Below are 20,269 nucleotides of genomic sequence, written 5' to 3'. Positions count from 1 at the left end.
GCAAAACCTTAATAAATAAAAAGCCCTCTTTAGAGGGCTTTTATTTATTAAGGCAGTTATTTTTTCTGAAAGATAAAGATTTGAAATTGAGCCGCCAGCGCCAACTGCTCCGCGCTTTCCAAAGTAGTTCTGCGTTTTGGTTTGGCCTTATAGGCATATGGTGTCATTGCAATCAAATTTTTTAAATCCTGCTGCTGCAGCGTCATCGGCGCATCAATCAGCGATTCATCAATCAGCTCAAAAGCATCCCCAAGCTGATCTGCAAATTTATGCGGTTCATGCGCCTGCACTTCCTCAAACAGCGCCTCACGCATGGCGTATAAATGCTGCGGACCGGGTGTCACCACCATTAAATAAGCATGCGGCTTCAGCACCCGCAGAATTTCTGCTTTCGGAATCGGGCTGAATAAGCTGGTGCACATATCTATTGAGCTATCCAGTACAGGCAGCGTCGCTCCTGTTCCAACCACCCAAGTTACAGCTTTATTCACTTTAGCCGCGATTTGCACCGCATTTTTAGCAATATCCACACCTACACACTGCATAACTTCGCCTTGCATTGCATTCGTGTAATAGCCTTCGCCGCAGCCAATATCCAATAAGTTTTCAATGCGCAATGTTTTGATTTTTTCTACGGCAGCCCGCTGCAGAGGCCCATAATGCCCAGCACTTAAAAAGGCGCGGCGCGCCTGCACAGATTCAGGCGTATCTCCGGGGTTTTTACTGTGCTTATGCTGCACCACATGCAAATTGACGTAACCCTGCTTCGCTACATCATAACTATGATTATTTTCACAGCGCCACGTTTTGTCCGCAAGCTTTAATTGCTCATGGCAAACTGGACAAATCAGCAGATTCATCATTTTCTCCAAAGCCCTTCAGGCATAAAAAAAGCCGGCAAATGACCGGCTTTAATTTCAATTTTGCTTAACGCAATTTTAAGGTCATTAAGCCCAAAACTACCAGCATAATTGTAATAATCCAGAAACGGATCACGACTTGGGTTTCACGCCAGCCTTTTTTCTCATAATGGTGGTGCAGCGGCGCCATCAAGAACACCCGCTTGTTGCGCATGCGCAAGGAACCTATTTGCAGAAATACGGATATCGCTTCAACAACAAAGACACCGCCCATAATGGCAAAAACGATTTCCTGACGCACCATAACCGCAATCGTGCCCAGCATGGCGCCAAGAGACAGCGCGCCGACATCGCCCATAAAGACTTGTGCAGGATGCGCGTTATACCATAGGAAGGCTAAGCCCGCGCCAATCATGGCGGCACAGATCACCACCAGCTCAGATGCATATTTCACATACGGAATATGCAGATAATCAGCGAAACGCACATCGCCCGCCAAGTAAGCGAATACGCCTAAACCTGCGGCCACCAGCACAATCGGCATGATCGCCAAGCCGTCCAAGCCATCCGTTAAATTGACGGCATTTGAGGCGCCGTTAATCACGAGATAGGTGAAGATAATAAAGCCGATACCCAATGGCACCGCCGACAGCGGAATACTGATGTCTTTAAAGAAAGGGATCAGCACATCCAGCATGTCCGCAGTATGCACAGGATTTCCTTGCTGGGTTGCAATCACATACAGCGCAATGCCTGCGCCTAAAGAGCCGACCGAAGTCCAGAAGAATTTCTTCTTTGCCGGCAAGCCTGCATTGTCTTTGTAGCGGACTTTAATCCAGTCGTCTGCCCAGCCGACCGCCCCGAAAATCACCATAACCGCGAGTACAATCCATACATAAGGATTGGATAAATCGGCCCACAGCAAAGTGGAGATGGCGATCGACAGCAGCACAAGAATGCCGCCCATCGTCGGTGTACCCATTTTTTTGGCATGGTTTTCAGGCGCAAATGAACTGACCGCCTGGCCGTATTTTAAAGCCTGCAGCTTGCGGATCATGACGGGCCCCAAGACCAGACCGATGGTCAGCGCCGTCAATACGCTCAGCAGGGAACGCAATGTTAAATAACGAACCACCTGAAACGAACTGTGATAGCCCGCCAGCTGTTCAAATAACCATAACAACATTTAGAGTTTCTCCATCAAGTCAGCCATCAATGTTTCCATGTGGGTATATCGAGAACCTTTAAACAGGAAACTCATGGACTGAGGCTGATGTGTTTCAACAAGGCTTAATAAAAGAGGCAACGCCTGTTCTTGCGTTAAAAACGCCTGCAATTTCTTGCCGTATTGCGTGCTGCGGGCGCCTTCCTGAACGGCGGGTGAAAACTCCCCGACAGAAACGACAAAATTTATACCTTTCACGGAAACAAGATCCCGCCCCAGCAAGTAATGCTGCTGCGCGGCGCTTGCGCCCAGTTCACCAATATCACCGATCACCAGGACCTTAATGCCTTCCTGCTGCGCTAAAACTTCTGCAGCGGCGCGCATTGAGGTTGGGTTGGCATTATAGGTATCATCAATAAATAAATGGTTTTTATGCTGAATAAAATTCAAACGGCCTTTTGCGCCTTTGGCATGTTCCAGACCAATCACAATATCATCTATAGCAATACCAATCGATAAAGCAAAAGCCGCAGCCGCAGCCGCATTCTGCACATTATGCTCGCCAGCAAAAGGTAAATTCACTGGACGCGCGCCTTCTGGGGTATTCAAGGTAAAGACGGAAGACTGAGGATGCAGTTCAATCTCTGAAGCGTACACATCTCCGCCCTGACCAAAACTCAAGACTTTTTCGGTCTGCACAGCGCTTCGGATGTCTTCAATGAAATCATCCGCCGCCGGCACAATCGATGTCCCTGTTTGAGCAATATGGCTGTAAATTTCAGACTTGGCCCGGCAAATGCCGTCACGCCCGCCAAACTCCCCCATGTGCGCAGTCCCGATATTGATAATCCCTGCAGCCTGAGGCTGAACCAGATTAGAGGTATAATCAATTTCACCTTTATGGCTTGCACCCAGTTCCATCACGGCATATTGATGCTCTGTGAGAAGTTCCAGCAGCATCATCGGCACGCCTAAATCATTGTTCAGGTTGCCGCGGGTAATCAGCGTCGGCGCTAAACGCGACAAAATACTGCCCAGCATTTCTTTGGTCGTGGTCTTGCCGCTGCTGCCAGTCAGCGCAATCACTTTCAATTGCGGATTAGCTGCACGGCGGTAAGCGCCCAAGTGGCCTAAAGCCAAACGGGTATCCGCAACCACCAGCTGGCAAATATCCGAATCTACCGGATGGCTGACAATGGCGATTTCACAGCCGTTCTCCGCCACTTGCGCAATAAAGTCATGCGCATCAAAACGCTCGCCTTTCAGCGCCAAAAACGCATCGCCCTGTTCTGCGTGGCGGGAATCGCTTAAAATGCGCTTAATTCCGCCTTGCGGCGCTTTATCTTTATGCCAATGACCCTGAGTCGCCTGAGCCAGCTGTTCTGCGGTCCAAGGCTCTAAAGGCACCGTACTGGTCGTTGAGGTATGCATATTATTTCCTATTGAGCTGGATATGCTGAATCTGTCGTGTGATGCTGTGAATCAATCGCGGACTGCACTTCTACAGCATCATCAAACCAATGGCGCACGCCATCAATTTCCTGATAGTTTTCATGCCCTTTGCCGGCAATCACTACAATATCGCCATTTTGGGCATGCGCTGCCGCAAATTTGATGGCTTCTCGGCGGTCGTGAATTTCATGCACCTGATGCGGGCCAAAATCAAGACCGGCCTTCATATCGGCAAAAATCTGTTCTGGATTTTCTGTACGCGGATTGTCTGAGGTAATCAGCGCAATATCCGCATAATCCAGTGCCGCCTGTGTCATCAATGGACGCTTGCCGCGGTCACGGTCGCCGCCGCAGCCAAAGACGGCCCACAAATCATTTGAAACATGGCGCTTTAAGGTTTGCAGCACTTGAATCAGGGCATCAGGCGTATGCGCATAGTCCACAATAAATAAGCGTTCTGCATCCCGCATTACCTGCATGCGTCCTGGCGCGCCTTTGAGCTGAGGCGCAGCCTGAATTAAATCCTGCAGCGCAAAACCGGCCTGCTCTGCTGCGGCCAAACTCGCCACAATATTTTCCACATTAAAATGCCCCAGCAGCGGGCTATGAACATCAAATGCGCCAGCTGCCGTCAGCAATTTAAAATGCACGCCATTTAAGCTGTACTGAATGTCTTTAACTTGATAGTCCGCGGACTGCGTGGTGGAATATGTAAAGATTTTCGGCTGCGCGGGGTTATTTTTTGCCGCCTGCAGCATCACGCCGGCATGGGCATCATCAATATTGATAATGGCGGCTTTCAGCGATTCAAATTGGAATAACTGCGATTTCGCTTCCGCGTATGCTTCCAGCGTCTTATGATAGTCCAAATGGTCACGGCTGAGATTGCTGTATACTGCAATTTCAATATCACAGCCATTGAGCCGGCCTTGCTCTAAACCATGCGAACTGGCTTCAATCGAAGCAAATTCAGCGCCTTGCAGCGCATAGCTATGCAAAGCGTTCTGCATCTGCAGCGCGTCCAGCGTAGTATGCGAGGACGCTTCCAAATTAGGCAGTATGCCATTTCCGGTCGTTCCCATCACTGCGCACTTTTTCCCTTGCAGCATCAGCAGTTCTGCAATCAAACGGGAAATCGTGGTTTTGCCGTTGGTGCCTGTTACCGCAATAATTTTGGCGGACGGTATAGGCTGCACGGCTTGTAAATACTGTTTTTGCCACTGCCCCATCACATGGCGGACATTGGCAATCGCATAGCTTTTTTCCAAACCTAAATCACTTTCTGAAATCACGCCCAGCGCGCCTTGGTCTAAAGCGGCCTGTGCAAACTGCGCTGTTTTTTCAGGCTGGGAAAATGAAGTCAGGGCAATAAAAATTTGCCCTGCCGCCACTTTCCGGCTATCCAGATTGAAACTGCTGAAGGGCTGCAACATCCATCCAGCTGGCTGTTCAACGGTGTAGAGATCTTGAAATGTAATGGACATTCATCACCTATTTACTGGATTGGGGAGTATCTAACGGTTTATCTAAAGGCACATTCATCAGACGCAGGGATTCCTGCATCACCCGTGCAAATACAGGCGCGGAAACTGTACCGCCAAAGTAGCTACCTTTCGGATTTTCAACCACAACCACCATGGCAATGCGCGGATCACTGACAGGCGCAACACCTGCGAACAGCGCACGGTATTCAGTTGTAGAATAGCCTTTACGGTCAGCACGCAGTTTATGCGCAGTCCCTGTTTTACCCGCAACACGGTAACCGGAAACATTGGCGCGGGTTGCCGTGCCGCCCGGCATCGTTGCAGACTCCATCATCAGCAGCACTTGATCTGCGATTTTTGGATCAATCATCTGTTCGCCCTTCGGCTGATCTTCCAGCTTATACAGGCTGAGCGGCATTTTCATGCCCTTATTGGCAATCATGGCATAGGCATCCGATATCTGCAGCACCGTCGCATTCAAGCCATAACCATAGGCCATTGTGGCCACTTCTGAGACATTCCACTTGCTTTTCGGCAGAATTAAGCCCGCGCTTTCACCCGGAAACTTCACCGCAGAGCGCTGGCCAAAACCTAAACGCTGATAGAAGGTCGGCAAAGTTGAATACGGCAGTGACAGCGCAATTTTCGCGACACCGACGTTGGATGATTTTTGAATGATGCCGCCAAGGGTCAAGGCGCCATAATTGTGCGTATCACGGATGGTATGGTTGCCCACACGCATAGAGCCAGGAGAGGTATTCACCACTGTATTCGGCATATATTTGCCGCTTTCCAGCGCCATAGAGATAGTCAGCGGCTTCATGGTCGAACCCGGCTCAAATGAATCTACTGCGCCGCGGTTACGCATGGCGTCTTTATTGCCCAAGCTGTTTTTATCGTTCGGGTTATATGACGGCCAACTGGTCATGGCCAGAATTTCACCGGTTTTGACATCTACGGCAATAGCGGTTGCAGAACGGGCATTATTGGCAACACCGGCTGCAGTTAATTCACGGTACATAATGTACTGCAAGCGCGAATCGATGCTGAGGGTGATATTTTCACCCGGTTCAACGCCTTTCACCACTTCCGGGTCTTTAACGCGGTTGCCTTTTTTGTCCCGGACAATCTGCTGCTCGCCATCAACACCGGCTAAACGCTCATTCAGCTGCATTTCCAACCCTTCAATGCCCATCCCTTCACTATTGGTCAAACCAATAATTTGTGAATTCGGCTGCGGCTGCGGGTAATAGCGCTTATAGTTTTTCTCCATATAAACGCCTTGAAAATCCCGTTTCACAATCAGTTCGGCCTGCTGCGGCGGAATTTCTTTTTGCAGCACCAGATAGCGCGAGCGCGGACGATCATTCAATTTTTTACGCAGATCTTTGCGGTCAATGCCCACAGCATCCGCCAGCTCATCTAAATTCAGGTTTTTATCCGGCAATTGACGCTTCAGCTTACGGTTATTCGGCTCTTTTTCCAGCTGCGCCATGGTTTCTTCATACAGTTTTTTATTGTCAAAATAATCACGCGGATCCATGACCACTTTCATCACTGGCGTACTGATCGCTAGAGGCACGCCATGGCGGTCATAAATGACCCCGCGCATCGCTTTGACTTTTTCTGTTCTTAAAATATTGGCGTTGGCTTTATTTTGCAAAAAATCTTTATTAATGACCTGCACATAAAAAGCGCGCCCCACTAAGGCAATAAAGCACAGCAGCACGACACCCCACATGAGGTAAAACCGCCACATTTCAACACTGATGACATTTCGACCTGTCACTGACTGCTGTTTTTTCCGCACTGCTTGCTTAATTTTCTTATCAACCATGGTACAGCTAGCCTTATTTTTTCTCTTCTGAAGTCTGCGGTAAAGATATAACAACGGTTTGCGCCACTGGCGGAGAATACATCCGCAGCTGCGTTACCGCCCGAGTGCCGATTTGCGCCGTCGCGCCAAAAGTCTGCTGCTCAATCAGCAAACGGCCCCATTCCGCATTCAGGTCATCCCGTTCACGCATATAGGTGCTGAGCTTGCGGTAATCCTGACGGTATTCAAAAACTTGAAACACCACAAATACCGCGCTTAAAAAAACCAAAGCCAGCAAAATCAGATAGGCCGCCGCTTTTTTGAGTTTTAAGTTATCCGCTATTTTTTCTATTGCTTCAGTTTTCATTATTTGCCTTTTAAGCTAAACGTTCTGCCACACGAAGCCAAGCACTGCGTGAACGCGGATTCGCTTTAACCTCTTCTTCACTGGCGCGGATACGGGCGATTTTTTTCAACCGGCGGGTATCTTCCCGCTCTTGCGGCATGCCCCAGCCAGTATCTTCAGCCAAGGTAGATTCTTTTTGAATAAATTGTTTAATCAGCCGATCCTCCAACGAATGGAAACTTATGACCGCCAGAGTCGCTTCTGGTTTTAATACATTCACCGCCTGAGGCAGGAAAGCTTCAATATCATCTAATTCTTTATTAATGGCAATACGGATGGCCTGAAATGTACGGGTTGCCGCATGTTTATTTTTTTCCCACTTCGGATGCGCGACTTTCACAATTTCCGCCAGCTGCCCTGTGGTTTCGATATAGCCTGCGCTTTTAATGGCTTTGGCAATCCGGCGGCTGTAACGCTCTTCACCGTATTTAAAGATGATATTCGCCAGATCTTCTTCAGCTATATCGACCAGCCACTGCGCAGCGGTTGAACCTTGCGAATTGTCCATCCGCATATCCAAAGGGCCGTCTTTCATAAAACTGAACCCGCGCTCTGCCTGATCCAGCTGTGGTGAAGACACCCCTAAATCGGCCATAACGCCATCTACAGTTTCAATACCGCGCGCCGCCAATTCCTGCTGCAGATCTGCAAAACTGGCATGAATGATGGTAAAGCGGGAATCTTCAGCGGATAAAACCGCGGCTGTTTCGAGGGCCTGCGGGTCTTTATCAAAAGCATAGACATGCGCATTTTCATCTAATTTAGACAGCAGCAAGCGCGTATGGCCGCCTCGCCCGAATGTGCCGTCTATATAAATTCCTGTATTTCGCCCAGCAAGCAAAGCATCAACGGTTTCGTGAAGTAATACAGAAATGTGCGACATATAAGGGGTATCAGTACGTAAAAAAGTAACTGCACATTATTACCTTGTTTTATTAAAGCTCCAAACGACTTTTTGTAGGAAAATATTACTTTTCATGGGGAAAACCGTTTTTGGCTTTATATCACGGCGAATAAATGCGCCATTCCTTCATCCTAGGCAACACACCAGCCCCCAAATAACTGAAATAAAAGAATTTAAATCATCATCACCTCTTCTTCAGCGCCTTGTGTTTATTTTAAAATGTCTGATTTATTTTTTAAGCGGTTCATGCAAATTTTGCCTGACTTGGCTGTTTCAAAAGATTTCTTTCCGCCAAGTTAGGCAGCGCTGTGATTTCCGTTCTAATTTTTAAACAGTCAAACGAGGAAAAAACAACATGCAGGCACATGCAAGCGCTTTAAACCCAAGCCCTCAAAATAAAATCAACTATATTGAATTTAATGTGGCGGATATTCCAGCCAGCAAAAAATTTTATGCGCAGCTGGGCTGGGCCTTCACTGATTTCGGCAGCCAATATTGCGAATTTGACTCTGGACAGCTCAAAGGCGGGTTCAGCCAATCTGAAGATGTTCAGCCGCATGGCGGCGCTTTGGTTATTCTTTACAGCGAAAATCTTCAGGAAAGCCTTCAAGCCGTTCAGGCAGCAGGCGGGAAAATTATACAGGACATCTTCAGTTTTCCCGGCGGATACCGCTTTCATTTTAAAGACTTGGACGGCTATGAATTGGCGATTTGGTCAGAACATTCATAATACAGTCTGTATGTATTGAAACATTGGAGCGGATCAATGCTTCTGTCCAATAAAATTTAGGTCTAAACTGGCGTTTCCGGCAAGCAGCAAAACAGTCATCTGCAGCATCAGGCTGAACTGAACTTTTATGAAAAAAACTTTTATCTTGATTTTATGTGCATTGGCCTTGGCGGCATGGCTGCTGTATATCTGGCTCAATACGCCAAACTCAGCGCAAAAAGCCACCCATATCGCCACAGTCTGCAATGTGATTAAGCAAAACCATGATTTCAGCAATGAAACTGAACTGTTAAAACAAGTCCAATTCACTTTTGGCAACAGCACGCCAAGCTATGCGCTGCACCCGCAAAAATTTTATTCTGCTTATGCAGGCAAAATTGCCGGACAATATTTCAAACTCAGCGCGGCAGAAAAAACTCAGGCACAGCATAATTTTGAAAAATGCAAACGGCTTTTAAGCCAGTAAACTGCCATCATACAGGCACAAAAAAGCCAATCCATGGATTGGCTTTTTTGATGCTGAATCTTTAAATTCCAGGCATTAAAGCTCCTGAATTCAAGCTTTTAAATTAGCGTTTTGAATTATAAATTTGATCAAAAATCGCGCCATTTACAAAGTGCGTCTGCTGCGCCTTGGCCCATCCGCCAAACACTTCATCAATAGTGAATGTTTTCAAAGGCGGGAATTGCGATTTATATTTCGCTAAAACCTCAGCATTGCGCGGACGGTAAAAATGTTTTGCCGCCATTTCTTGACCTAAAGGCGAATATAAATAATTGATATAGCCCTTCGCCAGCCATTTGTTGCCATTCTTCTCAACCGTTTTATCCACGATTGCGACAGAAGGCTCAGTCAAAATTGAAATAGACGGATAGACGATATCAAACTTGCCTTTGCCGAGAGTTTTTTGGGTCACTAAAGCTTCGTTTTCCCATGTCAGCAATACATCGCCAATACCGCGTTCAGCAAATGTGGTCATTGATGCGCGGGCTGCTGAATCCATGACTTTCACGTTGCGGTACATTTTGCCGACAAAATCCTGCGCTTTGGCCTCATTGCCGCCCGGTAGCTTCAAGGCATAACCCCAAGCAGACAAGTACACCCAGCGCGGCAAGCCGCCTGTTTTCGGATTTGGCGTAATAATCTGCACACCCGGCTTCGTCAAATCAGACCAGTCTTTGATGCGCTTCGGATTTCCCTTGCGCACCATAAACACAATGGTCGAGGTATACGGCGCCGAATTATTCGGGAATTCTTTCTGCCAGCCCGGCTGAATTTGGCCAGATTTAACAATTTCATCAATATCATTGGCCAATGCCAACGTCACAACATCGCCTTTCAAGCCATCAACCACTGAACGCGCCTGTTTGCCGGAACCGCCATGTGACTGTTTGAAGTTCACCGTTTTTCCAGTGCGCTCTTTCCAATATGCGCCAAAGGATTTATTGAATTCATCGTAAAATTCACGTGTTGCATCATAGGATACATTCAGGAATTCACGGTCAGCTGCCTGCGCTGAGCCCATGCTGAGCGCAAAACCGGCAGACAGCAAAGCTGCGCTGAATAAAGCTTTTAATTGAATTTTCATAGCCGTACAAAAAATTATCGTTAATAGTGCTAACTATATGAAATAAAATCATTAACTTCAATGCAGCCCAACTAAAGGCAAGCCAAACAAATGCTTCTCTTCTTGTTTAATTATTTGTTTTCGATGATAAAAAATCAAAACATATTACTTATTATGCATATATACCATTTTATTATTTAGATATAAAAAAAATGGATAAATAAAATTATCCATTTTTAATACTGCTTAAAGTATAACGGCCTTAATTTTTCTCACTATAAATTTGATCAAAAATCGCGCCATTCACAAAATGAGTTTTCTGCGCTTTGGCCCAGCCGCCAAAAACTTTATCAATGGTGAATGTATTCACTTTTGGAAACTGTGCAGCGTATTTTGCTGCTGCCTTGCTGTCTCGCGGACGGAAATAATATTTCGCCGCCAGCTCCTGACCTTTCGGAGAGTATAAATAGTTTAAATAGCCTTTGGCTAAATTGCGGTTGCCGTTCTTATCGACGGTTTTGTCGACAATGGCGACAGACGGTTCTGCCAAAATTGAAATAGATGGGTAAACCACATCAAATTTATCCTTACCCAAGCCTTGAGTCGCCAGCAGCGCTTCATTTTCCCAAGACAGCAGCACATCGCCAATGCCGCGTTCCGCAAAAGTTGTCAGTGAACCGCGCGCTCCCGAATCCAGCACTTTCACATTTTGGTACAGCTTCTTCACCAACTCTTTGGCTTTGGCATCATTGCCGCCCGGCTGCTTCAGCGCATACCCCCAAGCGGACAGGTAAATCCAGCGCGGCGCACCGCCGGTTTTCGGGTTTGGCGTGATAATTTCGATACCGGGCTTGGTCAAATCATTCCAGTCCTTAATATGCTTCGGGTTGCCTTTGCGCACCAAAAACACGATGGTCGAAGTATAAGGAGCAGAATTGTGCGGAAATTCCTTTTGCCAGTTTTTATCAATCTGGCCCGTATTCACAATTTCATCAATATCATTGGCCAGCGCCAAAGTCACCACATCAGCTTCCAGCCCTGTCGCCACAGCGCGCGCCTGCTTGCCGGAACCGCCATGCGATTGTTTATAATTCACCTCTTGCCCCGTGCGTTTTTTCCAGAATGCGCCAAATTCCTGATTATATTCTTGATAAAACTCGCGGGTTGGATCATACGACACATTCAAAAAGTCTTTGGCTGCATAAACTTGCGCTCCCGCGCCTGCAATAAATGCAAGAACCCCTGCTGCTATTGTTTTTTTCATGAGATTTACTCATTTGCTTGATTAACTGCACTATATAAATCAAAAATAATTTTAACAATCATATGGTTATATTTTTAAATCGTTTCTATTTCTGCTTTAAAGATATCTAAAAACCTGCTGATATGTGCAGATATTCTGCTAAATCAATAGCTATAAGGCTTTGTCTCCACGCTATCTCCACAGTTGTTTGTTACAAATGCTGTCAAGCAAGGAGAAACCTGATTGATTTGGTATATTATTACTTAGGTTTATTTATTTTTTTGTAAAAAATGTGACGCAGTTCAACTTTTTTATTGCAAGAGATGGTTAAATCGTAGTACTAATATTAAAAAATAACCAAATTAAACTGGTTTTAACACCAACTCATGGGGGAAGTTTGAAAATGAGATCACCTTTAGTTCATGCCTTATTTTTAAGTTTAGGCCTCACATTTGCCGCGCAAGCAGGACATGCAGCCGCGATCAGCAAAGCTGCAAACAGCAAGGTTTCAATGCCTGCTGAAAAAAAATCGCCTATTGAAAAAGCGCTGAATCAGCAGAAAACTGAAGGAAAATTGCCGTCAGACGATAATTTAAAAGTGCTGACCGCCATTAAAGCGCCGCCAACACAGACTTTCTTTGCATCACAAAACCAAAGCTTTACCCGCTTTGTGCAGTCTTTATTTCTGCAAAATAATTCCTAAGCGCACTGCTGCCACCAGCAGCGCTTGATAAATAAATGGCTTATCCCCCAATTTAAAGCCTGAATATCAGCTCAATCACAGAATGTTGAATTTAACATTAAGTGATTGGGCTTTTTCGTTATAATAGTTCCAATTTACATTCTGAATAATATCCAGTTATGACCGTACGTACCCGTATTGCTCCTTCTCCTACCGGCTTTCCTCATGTAGGTACAGCTTATATCGCCTTGTTTAACCTGTGTTTTGCAAAACAGCACGGCGGTGAATTCATTCTTCGCATTGAAGATACAGACCAGCTGCGCTCGACCCCAGAATCTGAAAAAATGATTCTGGATTCATTGCGCTGGTTAGGCTTAAACTGGTCAGAAGGTCCAGATGTCGGCGGCCCGCATGCGCCTTACCGCCAATCTGAACGCATGGGAATCTACAAGCAGTATGCGCTGGAACTGGTCGAAAAAGGCCATGCCTTCTACTGCTTTGCAACTGCAGAAGAATTAGACCAAATGCGCGCCGAACAGCAAGCGCGCGGTGAATCTCCGCGTTATGACGGCCGTGGCTTGCACTTGTCTGAAGAAGACGTGCAGCGCCGTTTAGCTGCCGGCGAAGCGCATGTGATCCGCATGAAAGTACCGGCCGAAGGCATTTGTAAATTTGAAGATCTGCTGCGCGGTGAAGTGGATATTCCTTGGGCGCAAGTGGATATGCAGATTCTGCTGAAAACAGATGGGCTGCCGACCTATCATTTAGCCAATGTGGTCGATGACCATTTGATGGAAATCACCCATGTGATCCGCGGTGAAGAATGGATTCCTTCTGCGCCGAAGCATCAATTGCTCTACAAATACTTTGGCTGGGATATGCCTGTACTGTGCCATATGCCATTACTGCGCAACCCGGATAAATCAAAACTGTCTAAACGTAAAAATCCGACTTCAATCAATTATTACAAAGATATTGGCGTACTGCCGGAAGCTTTGCTGAACTATTTAGGCCGCATGGGCTGGTCAATGCCGGATGAAAGTGAAAAATTCACTTTAGCTGAAATGGTCGAGCACTTTGACATCAAACGTGTATCGCTGGGCGGTCCAATCTTTGACGTTGAAAAATTGAATTGGCTGAATGGCCAGTGGATTAAAGGCCTAACTCCTGCCGAACTGCTGAATACGCTGCTGGCTTGGAAATCTGACCGCCAGACGCTGGAAGATATTGCCGCTGCGATTCAGCCGCGGATTAACCTGCTGTCGGAAGCGGTGAATTGGGCTGGTTTTTACTTCAACCAATTCCCAACATTGACCAAAGAGCAATTTGACAGCAAAAAACTGACTGAAGAACAGGTCCGTCAAAGCCTGCAGTTTGCCATTTGGCGCCTAGAAAGCCTATTCACCTGGAACAATGACACAGTCAGCCAAACACTGATGGATCTGGCCAGCCAGATGGAAATTAAATTGCGTGACTTCATGACGGCATTCTTTATTGCCATTGCAGGCTCAACATCGTCAACACCCGTCATGCAGTCCATGGTCACCATTGGCCCGGATTTAACCTTTGCCCGTTTGCGCCATGCGCTGGAGATTGTTGGCGGACCGAGCAAAAAAGAAGCAAAAGTCTGGGAAAAACTCAATGAAAGCTTAAAATTGCCGAAAAATGATGCAGTTGATGAAGCTTAATTAATTTTTTAGTTGACGTGTGAGTGTTATATCCATAATATAGCGCTCACACAGACTGGGGTCATAGCTCAGTTGGTAGAGCGCTACAATGGCATTGTAGAGGTCAGGAGTTCGATCCTCCTTGACTCCACCAAAAGTTTTACCTGTGTATGCCTCACTTGTCCCTATCGTCTAGAGGCCTAGGACATCGCCCTTTCACGGCGGTAACCGGGGTTCGAATCCCCGTAGGGACGCCATATTCAAGATGGCGACATCTTAGTAAAAAACCCAAGCATTATGACTTGGGTTTTTTATTGCCTGTGATTCAATATTGACCGCCAGTTCTCCGCCGCCAAGGCATTTTTATGACGCGTTTTTTGCATTCTGCATTATTCCGATTAAAATAGCCCATAGATTAAAATTAGGAGTTGCAATGCAATACCGCTGCCCAAAATGCCAAAGCCCTAAAATTATGCCTGTCGCCCAAGCAGGGGAACCTGCAGCGCGTCCAGTCGTGCCTAAAAGCTTAGTCTTTTTAATTCCTGCCATTTTTGTATTGCTGCTCTTGGTCATCATCAGCATTGCCATGTGGCTTTTTGGCGATGGCGCAGGAACCACTTTGCAAACTGCAACTGTCGCGGTATTCATTGTCTGCGCGATTGCAGGATTTTTGTTTTACCGCGACCTGCCGGATTTCAAAATTTCAATGCAGGCATTCATGCAGTCACAAAAAAAGTGGAAATGCCGCGAATGCGATCATGAATGGGAAAGCTGATTTAAGTTTTTTCACAGTTTAATTCAAAAGCGCCGCCTCAGCGCTTAATGCTTATGCGGCGCTACATCATGATGATGCTCCAGTTCATCATGAGCATCTTCAGCAGGCTGATACCCATGCGCAGCGCACAGATCATCCTCAATCTGCAGCGTCATTTCCGTAATGCCATGCTCATGGCTCAGCATCTCCAGCGCACTGCGATACAGTTCATTCTTGTCTGCGCAAGGCGCCAGCAAATGCACGGTTAAATGCACATTTTTTGAGGTGATTGCCCATACCTTGAGCTGGTGTATGCTCTCCACTCCTTTTAAGCCCAACAAATCATTGCGCAGTTTTTCAATATCAATTTCTTCAGGCACACCTTCCAGCAGGATATTGATGCTCTGCTTCAATAAAATCCACGTCCGAGGCAGCACCCAGAAACCGATCAGCACAGCAATGACGGTGTCCACCCACATCCAGCCTTTAAAATAAATCACCGCCGCACCAATAATCACTCCGAAAGAACCGAGTGCATCACTCAGCACTTCTAAATAGGCGCCTTTAACATTGAGGCTGTCCTTAGAACTGGAAAATAAAATCCGCATGGAAATTAAATTAATAATCAGCCCGATAACCGCAACTGCCATCATGCCCGTACTTTGGATTTCAGGCGGATGGCTAAAACGCTGATAGGCTTCAAATAAAATGTAAACGGCCACCATAAACAGCATTGATGCATTAAATAACGCAGCCAGTATTTCAAAGCGCTGATAGCCGAAGGTGCGTTTATCGTCTGCGGGCAGTTTTCCAATCTTTATCGCGGCCAGGGCAATTGCCAGCGCGGCGGCATCGGTAAACATATGAGCTGCGTCAGAAAGCAGCGCCAAGCTTTGTGTCATAAAGCCGGCAATGACTTCTATGACTAGAAATGTCACCGTCAGCATTAAAGCAAAAGTCAGTTTTTTTGCATTTCCTTCCGTCACCACAGCATGGCTGTGATCATGATGGCTACTCATTGCTCACCTCTTATTGTTTGATTAATTTTCTGAATCAAATCGTTTAATTTAAATTTAATTGATAATAATTATTGTTATCAATTAAATTTATTCCTCGATATACTAACCTGCATTGAATTTCCCATAAAACCACACAAAAATTATTCAGGAAGCTGATAATGAAAAAATATTTAGTTTTAGCCCTACTCACCTGCTCATACAGCCAAGCGCATGAACCATATATTGCACCGTTAAGCTTTAGCACTGCAAATACACAAATGACGATGTTGAGCGGCTATGCCGAAGAGGCTTTAAATACTGAATATGCATTGAAGGATATTCAATTTACTGTGATTCAACCTGACCAAAGCCAAATCAGCATTCAACCTCAAAGCTATTTGGAATCAGCAACATTATTTGACCTCAAATTGCCTGAACAAGGTACCTATACCGTCTATGGCAAAACATCCTACCCTATTCAATATGCACAATATGATAAACAGTGGAAAGTTTTTGTAGATGCTGCCGCTGACAAAGCTCCTGCGTTGAGCGAACGAGACTATGTCATTCCAAGCGATTTCAAAGGAAAAACACCTAAGAAAATCAACACTATTCGCGAATGGAACATTCAAACTTATATCAGCAAAGAAACTACTTCTGCAATTGCGGCAACTCCAGCGCCAATTCAGGTGGCATTTCAAACCCATCCCAACTCCATCGAGGCTGGAAAGCCTGTTCAGCTTCAACTGAACAAAGCAGGCAAGCCGTTCGCTCACGCAGAAGTACTGATTCGCGCTCAAGGCACAACCGATAAACAAGCTCAAACTATTGCTGTACAAGCAAATGGTTCAGTTACTGCAACCTTCCCTCACGCGGGGAATTATTTACTGGAAATCAGTGAAAAACCGGCAAGTAAAACCATTCCTAAAAATCAACATTACACGATTATCAGCTTAGGAGTGAAAACACCTGCGGCTGGGTATATAAAGCAATAGGCACACCCATAAAAAAACCAGCCCTTAGGCTGGTTTTTTTATATTTAGAATTGGGATTAACCGCCAATTTTTTTGTATTTAGAACGCTTTTGCACAGCAGCATCGCCTAACCGCGCTAGGCGGTAAGCTTCATATTCAGCATAGTTGCCCGCATAGAATTCAGGCTGTTCATTTTCGAAAGATAAAATGTGTGTTGCAATACGGTCTAAGAACCAGCGGTCATGCGACACCACCATTACCGTACCTGGGAATACAAGAATCGCATCCTCAAGCGCACGTAAAGTTTCGATATCCAAGTCGTTTGACGGTTCATCCAGCAAGATTACGTTTGCGCCCATTTGCAGGATTTTGGCAAGCTGTAAACGGTTACGTTCACCGCCAGACAATTCACCAACACGTTTTTGCTGATCTTGGCCTTTAAAGTTGAAACGGCCGATATAGGCACGGGAAGCAATTTCGTAATCCCCAATACGCAGAATATCCAAACCGCCGGAAACTTCTTCCCAAACCGTTTTATTGTTGTCTAAAGTGTCGCGGATCTGGCCTACATACGCCACTTTAACCGACTCACCCAGCGTTACAGTACCGGTATCCGGCTGCTGTTCGCCCGTCATCATGCGGAATAGCGTAGTTTTACCTGCACCGTTCGGACCGACAATACCCACAATCGCCGTAGGCGGTACAGAGAACGTCAGGTTTTCGTAAAGCAAACGGCCGTCAAATGACTTGCTGATGCCTTCAACATCAACCACCTTGTTACCCAAACGCGGGCCAGGCGGAATGTAGATTTCTGATGTTTCGTTACGCTGCTGGAATTCGCGTGAGTTAAGCTCTTCAAAACGCTCCATACGCGCTTTGTTTTTCTTTTGCTGGCCTTTGGCATTTGAACGAACCCATTCCAGTTCTTTTTTCAATGCTTTCGCAAAAGATTCTTCTTGCTTGTTCTCTTGCTCTAAACGGGCATTTTTCTGCTCAAGCCAAGAAGAGTAGTTGCCTTGGTAAGGAATGCCCATACCGCGGTCCAGCTCCAGAATCCACTCAGCAACGTTATCCAAGAAATAACGGTCATGCGTAATCGCAACGATGGTGCCGGCAAAATCTTTCAAGAAGCGTTCCAGCCAAGATACAGATTCTGCATCCAAATGGTTCGTCGGTTCATCAAGAAGCAACATGTCCGGTTTAGACAGCAGCAAACGGCACAGCGCGACACGGCGGCGTTCACCGCCTGAAAGCAAGCTGACATCCGCATCCCAAGCAGGAAGGTTCAGAGCTGCAGCAGCCTGATCCATTTGATTGCTCAAGTTGTGCGCATCCCACGAATGGATAATCGCTTCCAGTTTTTCCTGTTCTTTCGCAAGCGCATCAAAGTCAGCATCTTCAGCGGCATATTCTGCAAATACTTCGTCCAAGCGGGCTAAAGCGTCAAGCGGCTCACGCAAGCCGTCTTCAACGTTGCCTCGAACGTCTTTTGCCGGATCCAGCGGCGGCTCCTGCTCCAGATAACCGATTTTAATGCCCGGCTGTGCACGCGCTTCACCTGAGAAATCTTTATCTACGCCAGCCATAATACGAAGCAAGGTAGATTTACCTGCACCGTTTAAACCAAGCACACCAATTTTAGCGCCTGGGAAAAATGATAAAGAGATGTCTTTTAAGATTTCGCGCTTAGGCGGAACCATCTTAGACACTCGGTTCATCGTATAAATATATTGGGCCACGCAGGACTCCTCAATAGAAAAACCAGATTCGGGACAGCAAAAGCGCCCCAGCTCAAATGAGCGAAAAAATAATCGGAGCATTATACGATAAAAGCGCCGAAAACATAAGAAATGCCGCGCAACTTCCATAGTTTGTTACAACTAATGGCATGTTTATTTTTCAAACACCGCAGGCGGCACTTATATTCGCTCAGCTCCTGCTGAATAAATTTCTGCGTTATGCCTTAATTAGATTTTCTTTTCTATAAATATGCACTTTTATTCATATTCGCAGATGATAGACTGATTAAATAACCACCCTTAACAATTAACTCACTTAGATGATGTAATTATGACTTATAAAGATGAAACTTTAGCGATTCACGCGGGGTACAGCCCAGAAGCAACAACCAAGGCTGTCGCAGTTCCAATTTACCAAACCACTTCATATGCTTTTGATGATACGCAGCATGGCGCTGATTTATTTGATTTAAAAGTTCAAGGCAATATTTACACCCGAATCATGAACCCGACAACTGCTGTACTGGAGCAGCGCCTTGCCGCCCTTGAAGGCGGGATTGGCGCACTGGCGCTGGCTTCAGGTATGGCGGCCATCACCTACTCTATTCAGACGATTGCTGAAGCGGGTGACAATATTGCTTCTGTTTCTACACTGTATGGCGGAACGTACAACTTATTCGCGCATTCATTGCCAAAGCAAGGCATTGAAGTCCGCTTCTTTGACTATCAAAACCCAGAAGCATTACGCAGCCTGATTGACGAAAAAACCAAATTGGTATTTGTCGAATCAATCGGCAACCCGCTCGGCAACATCATAGACCTAGAAGCCATTGCCAAAATTGCGCATGAGTATGGCGTGCCTGTAATTGTAGACAATACGGTTGCCACTCCTGCGCTGCTGAAACCTTTTGAACATGGCGCAGACATTGTCGTGCATTCATTGACCAAATATATTGGCGGTCACGGCAATTCGATTGGCGGTCACGGCAATTCGATTGGCGGGGCCATTGTCGACAGCGGAAAATTCCCGTGGGGCAAATACCCAGAACGCTTCAAAGTATTAAACACCCCGGATCCAAGCTATCACGGCGTCAATTATGTTGAAGCCTTAGGCGAAGCCGCCTATATCGCCCGCGCCCGGGTCGTGCCATTACGCAACACTGGCGCTGCGATTAGTCCTTTAAGCGTGTTCTTGATCCTGCAAGGTTTAGAAACGCTGAATCTGCGCATGGAACGCCATACTGAAAATGCGCAAAAAGTTGCTGAATATCTAAAAACCCATCCTAAAGTAAAATGGGTGAACTATGCGGGCTTGAAGGATCATCCGCAGCATGCTTTGGCGCAAAAATATGTAAAAGGGAAACCGTCCGCAATTCTATCTTTTGGCGTGCAGGACGGCCTGCAAGGCGGCACGCGCTTCATTGATGCACTGCAGCTGTTTACCCGCTTGGTCAATATCGGTGATGCAAAAAGCCTCGCCTGCCATCCAGCAACCACCACGCACCGCCAGCTGAATGAACAAGAGCTGAAATCGGCTGGCGTGAGTATCGATATGGTGCGCCTATCTGTAGGAATTGAACATATTGATGACTTGATTGCGGATTTAGAACAAGCTTTAGCCGCAGTTTAAATCTTTTAAGAATTTTTACATTTAAAGCCTTTGGCCGATTATTCTGCTGAAGGCTTTTTTTATGCTTATTTTTTTCTTAAGCATTCTCTTGCTTTATTTTTTATTCGTGGTAAAAATTGAGTAAAGGATAAACCCGCTTTAGAGCTTTTACTCTAAATTTATTTTTAAATTCAATAAGTTAATTTATAGATTTTCAG

Annotated in this window: 18 protein-coding genes and 2 tRNA genes; 9 read left to right on the top strand and 11 right to left on the bottom strand. The window is 46.1% G+C overall.

The window, feature by feature from the left end; translation table 11 throughout:
* Positions 1-56: 56 nt before the first annotated feature.
* The 7 genes from AZH43_RS12710 to rsmH all read right to left on the bottom strand — a co-directional run bounded on the left by AZH43_RS12710 (position 57) and on the right by rsmH (position 8,066).
* On the bottom strand, positions 57-860 hold the full coding sequence (locus tag AZH43_RS12710) for a putative RNA methyltransferase (RefSeq protein ID WP_067670243.1): 804 nt from the start codon (positions 858-860) through the stop codon (positions 57-59).
* Between the two features lie 67 nt (positions 861-927).
* Positions 928-2,046 carry a phospho-N-acetylmuramoyl-pentapeptide-transferase gene (gene mraY, locus AZH43_RS12705; protein WP_067670241.1) on the bottom strand — a complete coding sequence of 373 codons (1,119 nt, stop codon included), beginning with the start codon at positions 2,044-2,046 and terminating at the stop codon, positions 928-930.
* Complete coding sequence (locus tag AZH43_RS12700; protein ID WP_067670239.1) at positions 2,047-3,456, bottom strand: UDP-N-acetylmuramoyl-tripeptide--D-alanyl-D-alanine ligase; 1,410 nt, start codon at positions 3,454-3,456, stop codon at positions 2,047-2,049. It abuts the gene before it with no gap.
* Between the two features lie 8 nt (positions 3,457-3,464).
* Positions 3,465-4,961, bottom strand: coding sequence for a UDP-N-acetylmuramoyl-L-alanyl-D-glutamate--2,6-diaminopimelate ligase (locus tag AZH43_RS12695; RefSeq protein ID WP_067670237.1), 1,497 nt, complete (start codon positions 4,959-4,961; stop codon positions 3,465-3,467).
* Between the two features lie 7 nt (positions 4,962-4,968).
* The gene (gene ftsI / locus AZH43_RS12690; RefSeq protein ID WP_067670235.1) at positions 4,969-6,798 is read right to left on the bottom strand and encodes a penicillin-binding protein PBP3; all 1,830 of its coding nucleotides are present in this window, start codon (positions 6,796-6,798) and stop codon (positions 4,969-4,971) included.
* 13 nt (positions 6,799-6,811) lie between these two features.
* Positions 6,812-7,144: a cell division protein FtsL gene (ftsL, locus tag AZH43_RS12685; RefSeq protein ID WP_067670233.1), complete on the bottom strand. Its 333-nt coding sequence runs from the start codon at positions 7,142-7,144 to the stop codon at positions 6,812-6,814.
* 10 nt (positions 7,145-7,154) lie between these two features.
* Positions 7,155-8,066, bottom strand: coding sequence for a 16S rRNA (cytosine(1402)-N(4))-methyltransferase RsmH (gene rsmH / locus AZH43_RS12680; RefSeq protein ID WP_067670231.1), 912 nt, complete (start codon positions 8,064-8,066; stop codon positions 7,155-7,157).
* Positions 8,067-8,442: 376 nt separating this feature from the next.
* On the opposite strand from rsmH, the gene AZH43_RS12675 reads away from it, so the two are divergent.
* Together AZH43_RS12675 and AZH43_RS12670 are read left to right on the top strand one after the other, a co-directional pair.
* Positions 8,443-8,817 (top strand): VOC family protein, encoded by a 375-nt coding sequence (locus AZH43_RS12675; RefSeq protein ID WP_067670229.1) that lies wholly within the window; start codon positions 8,443-8,445, stop codon positions 8,815-8,817.
* Positions 8,818-8,944: 127 nt separating this feature from the next.
* Positions 8,945-9,283, top strand: a complete 339-nt coding sequence (locus AZH43_RS12670; RefSeq protein ID WP_067670228.1) for a hypothetical protein — start codon at positions 8,945-8,947, stop codon at positions 9,281-9,283.
* A gap of 103 nt (positions 9,284-9,386) precedes the next feature.
* Here AZH43_RS12670 and AZH43_RS12665 read toward each other — a convergent pair whose 3' ends face one another.
* The gene (locus AZH43_RS12665) at positions 9,387-10,406 is read right to left on the bottom strand and encodes a sulfate ABC transporter substrate-binding protein (protein ID WP_067670226.1); all 1,020 of its coding nucleotides are present in this window, start codon (positions 10,404-10,406) and stop codon (positions 9,387-9,389) included.
* Between the two features lie 241 nt (positions 10,407-10,647).
* Entirely contained in the window at positions 10,648-11,649 is a 1,002-nt protein-coding gene (locus tag AZH43_RS12660) for a sulfate ABC transporter substrate-binding protein (RefSeq protein WP_067670224.1), read from the bottom strand.
* Positions 11,650-12,031: 382 nt separating this feature from the next.
* On the opposite strand from AZH43_RS12660, the gene AZH43_RS12655 reads away from it, so the two are divergent.
* The 5 genes from AZH43_RS12655 to AZH43_RS12635 all read left to right on the top strand — a co-directional run bounded on the left by AZH43_RS12655 (position 12,032) and on the right by AZH43_RS12635 (position 14,752).
* Positions 12,032-12,331 carry a hypothetical protein gene (locus AZH43_RS12655; RefSeq protein ID WP_067670222.1) on the top strand — a complete coding sequence of 100 codons (300 nt, stop codon included), beginning with the start codon at positions 12,032-12,034 and terminating at the stop codon, positions 12,329-12,331.
* A gap of 158 nt (positions 12,332-12,489) precedes the next feature.
* Entirely contained in the window at positions 12,490-13,998 is a 1,509-nt protein-coding gene (gene gltX / locus AZH43_RS12650) for a glutamate--tRNA ligase (protein ID WP_067670220.1), read from the top strand.
* Positions 13,999-14,055: 57 nt separating this feature from the next.
* Positions 14,056-14,131 (top strand) — tRNA-Ala (locus AZH43_RS12645).
* A 27-nt stretch (positions 14,132-14,158) separates the two neighbouring features.
* Positions 14,159-14,234: transfer RNA gene (locus AZH43_RS12640), tRNA-Glu, on the top strand.
* 176 nt (positions 14,235-14,410) lie between these two features.
* Positions 14,411-14,752: a zinc-ribbon domain-containing protein gene (locus tag AZH43_RS12635; protein WP_067670218.1), complete on the top strand. Its 342-nt coding sequence runs from the start codon at positions 14,411-14,413 to the stop codon at positions 14,750-14,752.
* A 44-nt stretch (positions 14,753-14,796) separates the two neighbouring features.
* On the opposite strand, the gene AZH43_RS12630 is transcribed toward AZH43_RS12635, so the two are convergent.
* Positions 14,797-15,750 (bottom strand): cation diffusion facilitator family transporter, encoded by a 954-nt coding sequence (locus tag AZH43_RS12630; RefSeq protein ID WP_067670216.1) that lies wholly within the window; start codon positions 15,748-15,750, stop codon positions 14,797-14,799.
* A gap of 158 nt (positions 15,751-15,908) precedes the next feature.
* Between AZH43_RS12630 and AZH43_RS12625 the strand changes: the two genes are divergently transcribed.
* Positions 15,909-16,724 (top strand): DUF4198 domain-containing protein, encoded by an 816-nt coding sequence (locus tag AZH43_RS12625; RefSeq protein WP_067670214.1) that lies wholly within the window; start codon positions 15,909-15,911, stop codon positions 16,722-16,724.
* Between the two features lie 56 nt (positions 16,725-16,780).
* Here AZH43_RS12625 and ettA read toward each other — a convergent pair whose 3' ends face one another.
* Positions 16,781-18,442, bottom strand: coding sequence for an energy-dependent translational throttle protein EttA (gene ettA / locus AZH43_RS12620; RefSeq protein ID WP_067670212.1), 1,662 nt, complete (start codon positions 18,440-18,442; stop codon positions 16,781-16,783).
* A 331-nt stretch (positions 18,443-18,773) separates the two neighbouring features.
* On the opposite strand from ettA, the gene AZH43_RS12615 reads away from it, so the two are divergent.
* A complete protein-coding gene (locus tag AZH43_RS12615) occupies positions 18,774-20,072 on the top strand; it encodes an O-acetylhomoserine aminocarboxypropyltransferase/cysteine synthase family protein (RefSeq protein ID WP_067670210.1) in 1,299 nt (432 codons plus the stop codon).
* Positions 20,073-20,269 lie beyond the last annotated feature (197 nt).

This window comes from Acinetobacter pragensis (assembly GCF_001605895.1).
GTDB classification, from domain to species: domain Bacteria; phylum Pseudomonadota; class Gammaproteobacteria; order Pseudomonadales; family Moraxellaceae; genus Acinetobacter; species Acinetobacter pragensis.
Note: the sequence above shows the minus strand (reverse complement) of the source record. Positions and strands in the feature narration are given on the sequence as shown.

Bases quoted from the DNA above. Each gene is read 5' to 3' on its own strand.
- AZH43_RS12710 (WP_067670243.1), bottom strand. From the start codon at position 860: ATGAATCTGCTGATTTGTCCAGTTTGCCATGAGCAATTAAAGCTTGCG.
- mraY (WP_067670241.1), bottom strand. From the start codon at position 2,046: ATGTTGTTATGGTTATTTGAACAGCTGGCGGGCTATCACAGTTCGTTT.
- AZH43_RS12700 (WP_067670239.1), bottom strand. From the start codon at position 3,456: ATGCATACCTCAACGACCAGTACGGTGCCTTTAGAGCCTTGGACCGCA.
- AZH43_RS12695 (WP_067670237.1), bottom strand. From the start codon at position 4,961: ATGTCCATTACATTTCAAGATCTCTACACCGTTGAACAGCCAGCTGGA.
- ftsI (WP_067670235.1), bottom strand. From the start codon at position 6,798: ATGGTTGATAAGAAAATTAAGCAAGCAGTGCGGAAAAAACAGCAGTCA.
- ftsL (WP_067670233.1), bottom strand. From the start codon at position 7,144: ATGAAAACTGAAGCAATAGAAAAAATAGCGGATAACTTAAAACTCAAA.
- rsmH (WP_067670231.1), bottom strand. From the start codon at position 8,066: ATGTCGCACATTTCTGTATTACTTCACGAAACCGTTGATGCTTTGCTT.
- AZH43_RS12675 (WP_067670229.1), top strand. From the start codon at position 8,443: ATGCAGGCACATGCAAGCGCTTTAAACCCAAGCCCTCAAAATAAAATC.
- AZH43_RS12670 (WP_067670228.1), top strand. From the start codon at position 8,945: ATGAAAAAAACTTTTATCTTGATTTTATGTGCATTGGCCTTGGCGGCA.
- AZH43_RS12665 (WP_067670226.1), bottom strand. From the start codon at position 10,406: ATGAAAATTCAATTAAAAGCTTTATTCAGCGCAGCTTTGCTGTCTGCC.
- AZH43_RS12660 (WP_067670224.1), bottom strand. From the start codon at position 11,649: ATGAAAAAAACAATAGCAGCAGGGGTTCTTGCATTTATTGCAGGCGCG.
- AZH43_RS12655 (WP_067670222.1), top strand. From the start codon at position 12,032: ATGAGATCACCTTTAGTTCATGCCTTATTTTTAAGTTTAGGCCTCACA.
- gltX (WP_067670220.1), top strand. From the start codon at position 12,490: ATGACCGTACGTACCCGTATTGCTCCTTCTCCTACCGGCTTTCCTCAT.
- AZH43_RS12635 (WP_067670218.1), top strand. From the start codon at position 14,411: ATGCAATACCGCTGCCCAAAATGCCAAAGCCCTAAAATTATGCCTGTC.
- AZH43_RS12630 (WP_067670216.1), bottom strand. From the start codon at position 15,750: ATGAGTAGCCATCATGATCACAGCCATGCTGTGGTGACGGAAGGAAAT.
- AZH43_RS12625 (WP_067670214.1), top strand. From the start codon at position 15,909: ATGAAAAAATATTTAGTTTTAGCCCTACTCACCTGCTCATACAGCCAA.
- AZH43_RS12615 (WP_067670210.1), top strand. From the start codon at position 18,774: ATGACTTATAAAGATGAAACTTTAGCGATTCACGCGGGGTACAGCCCA.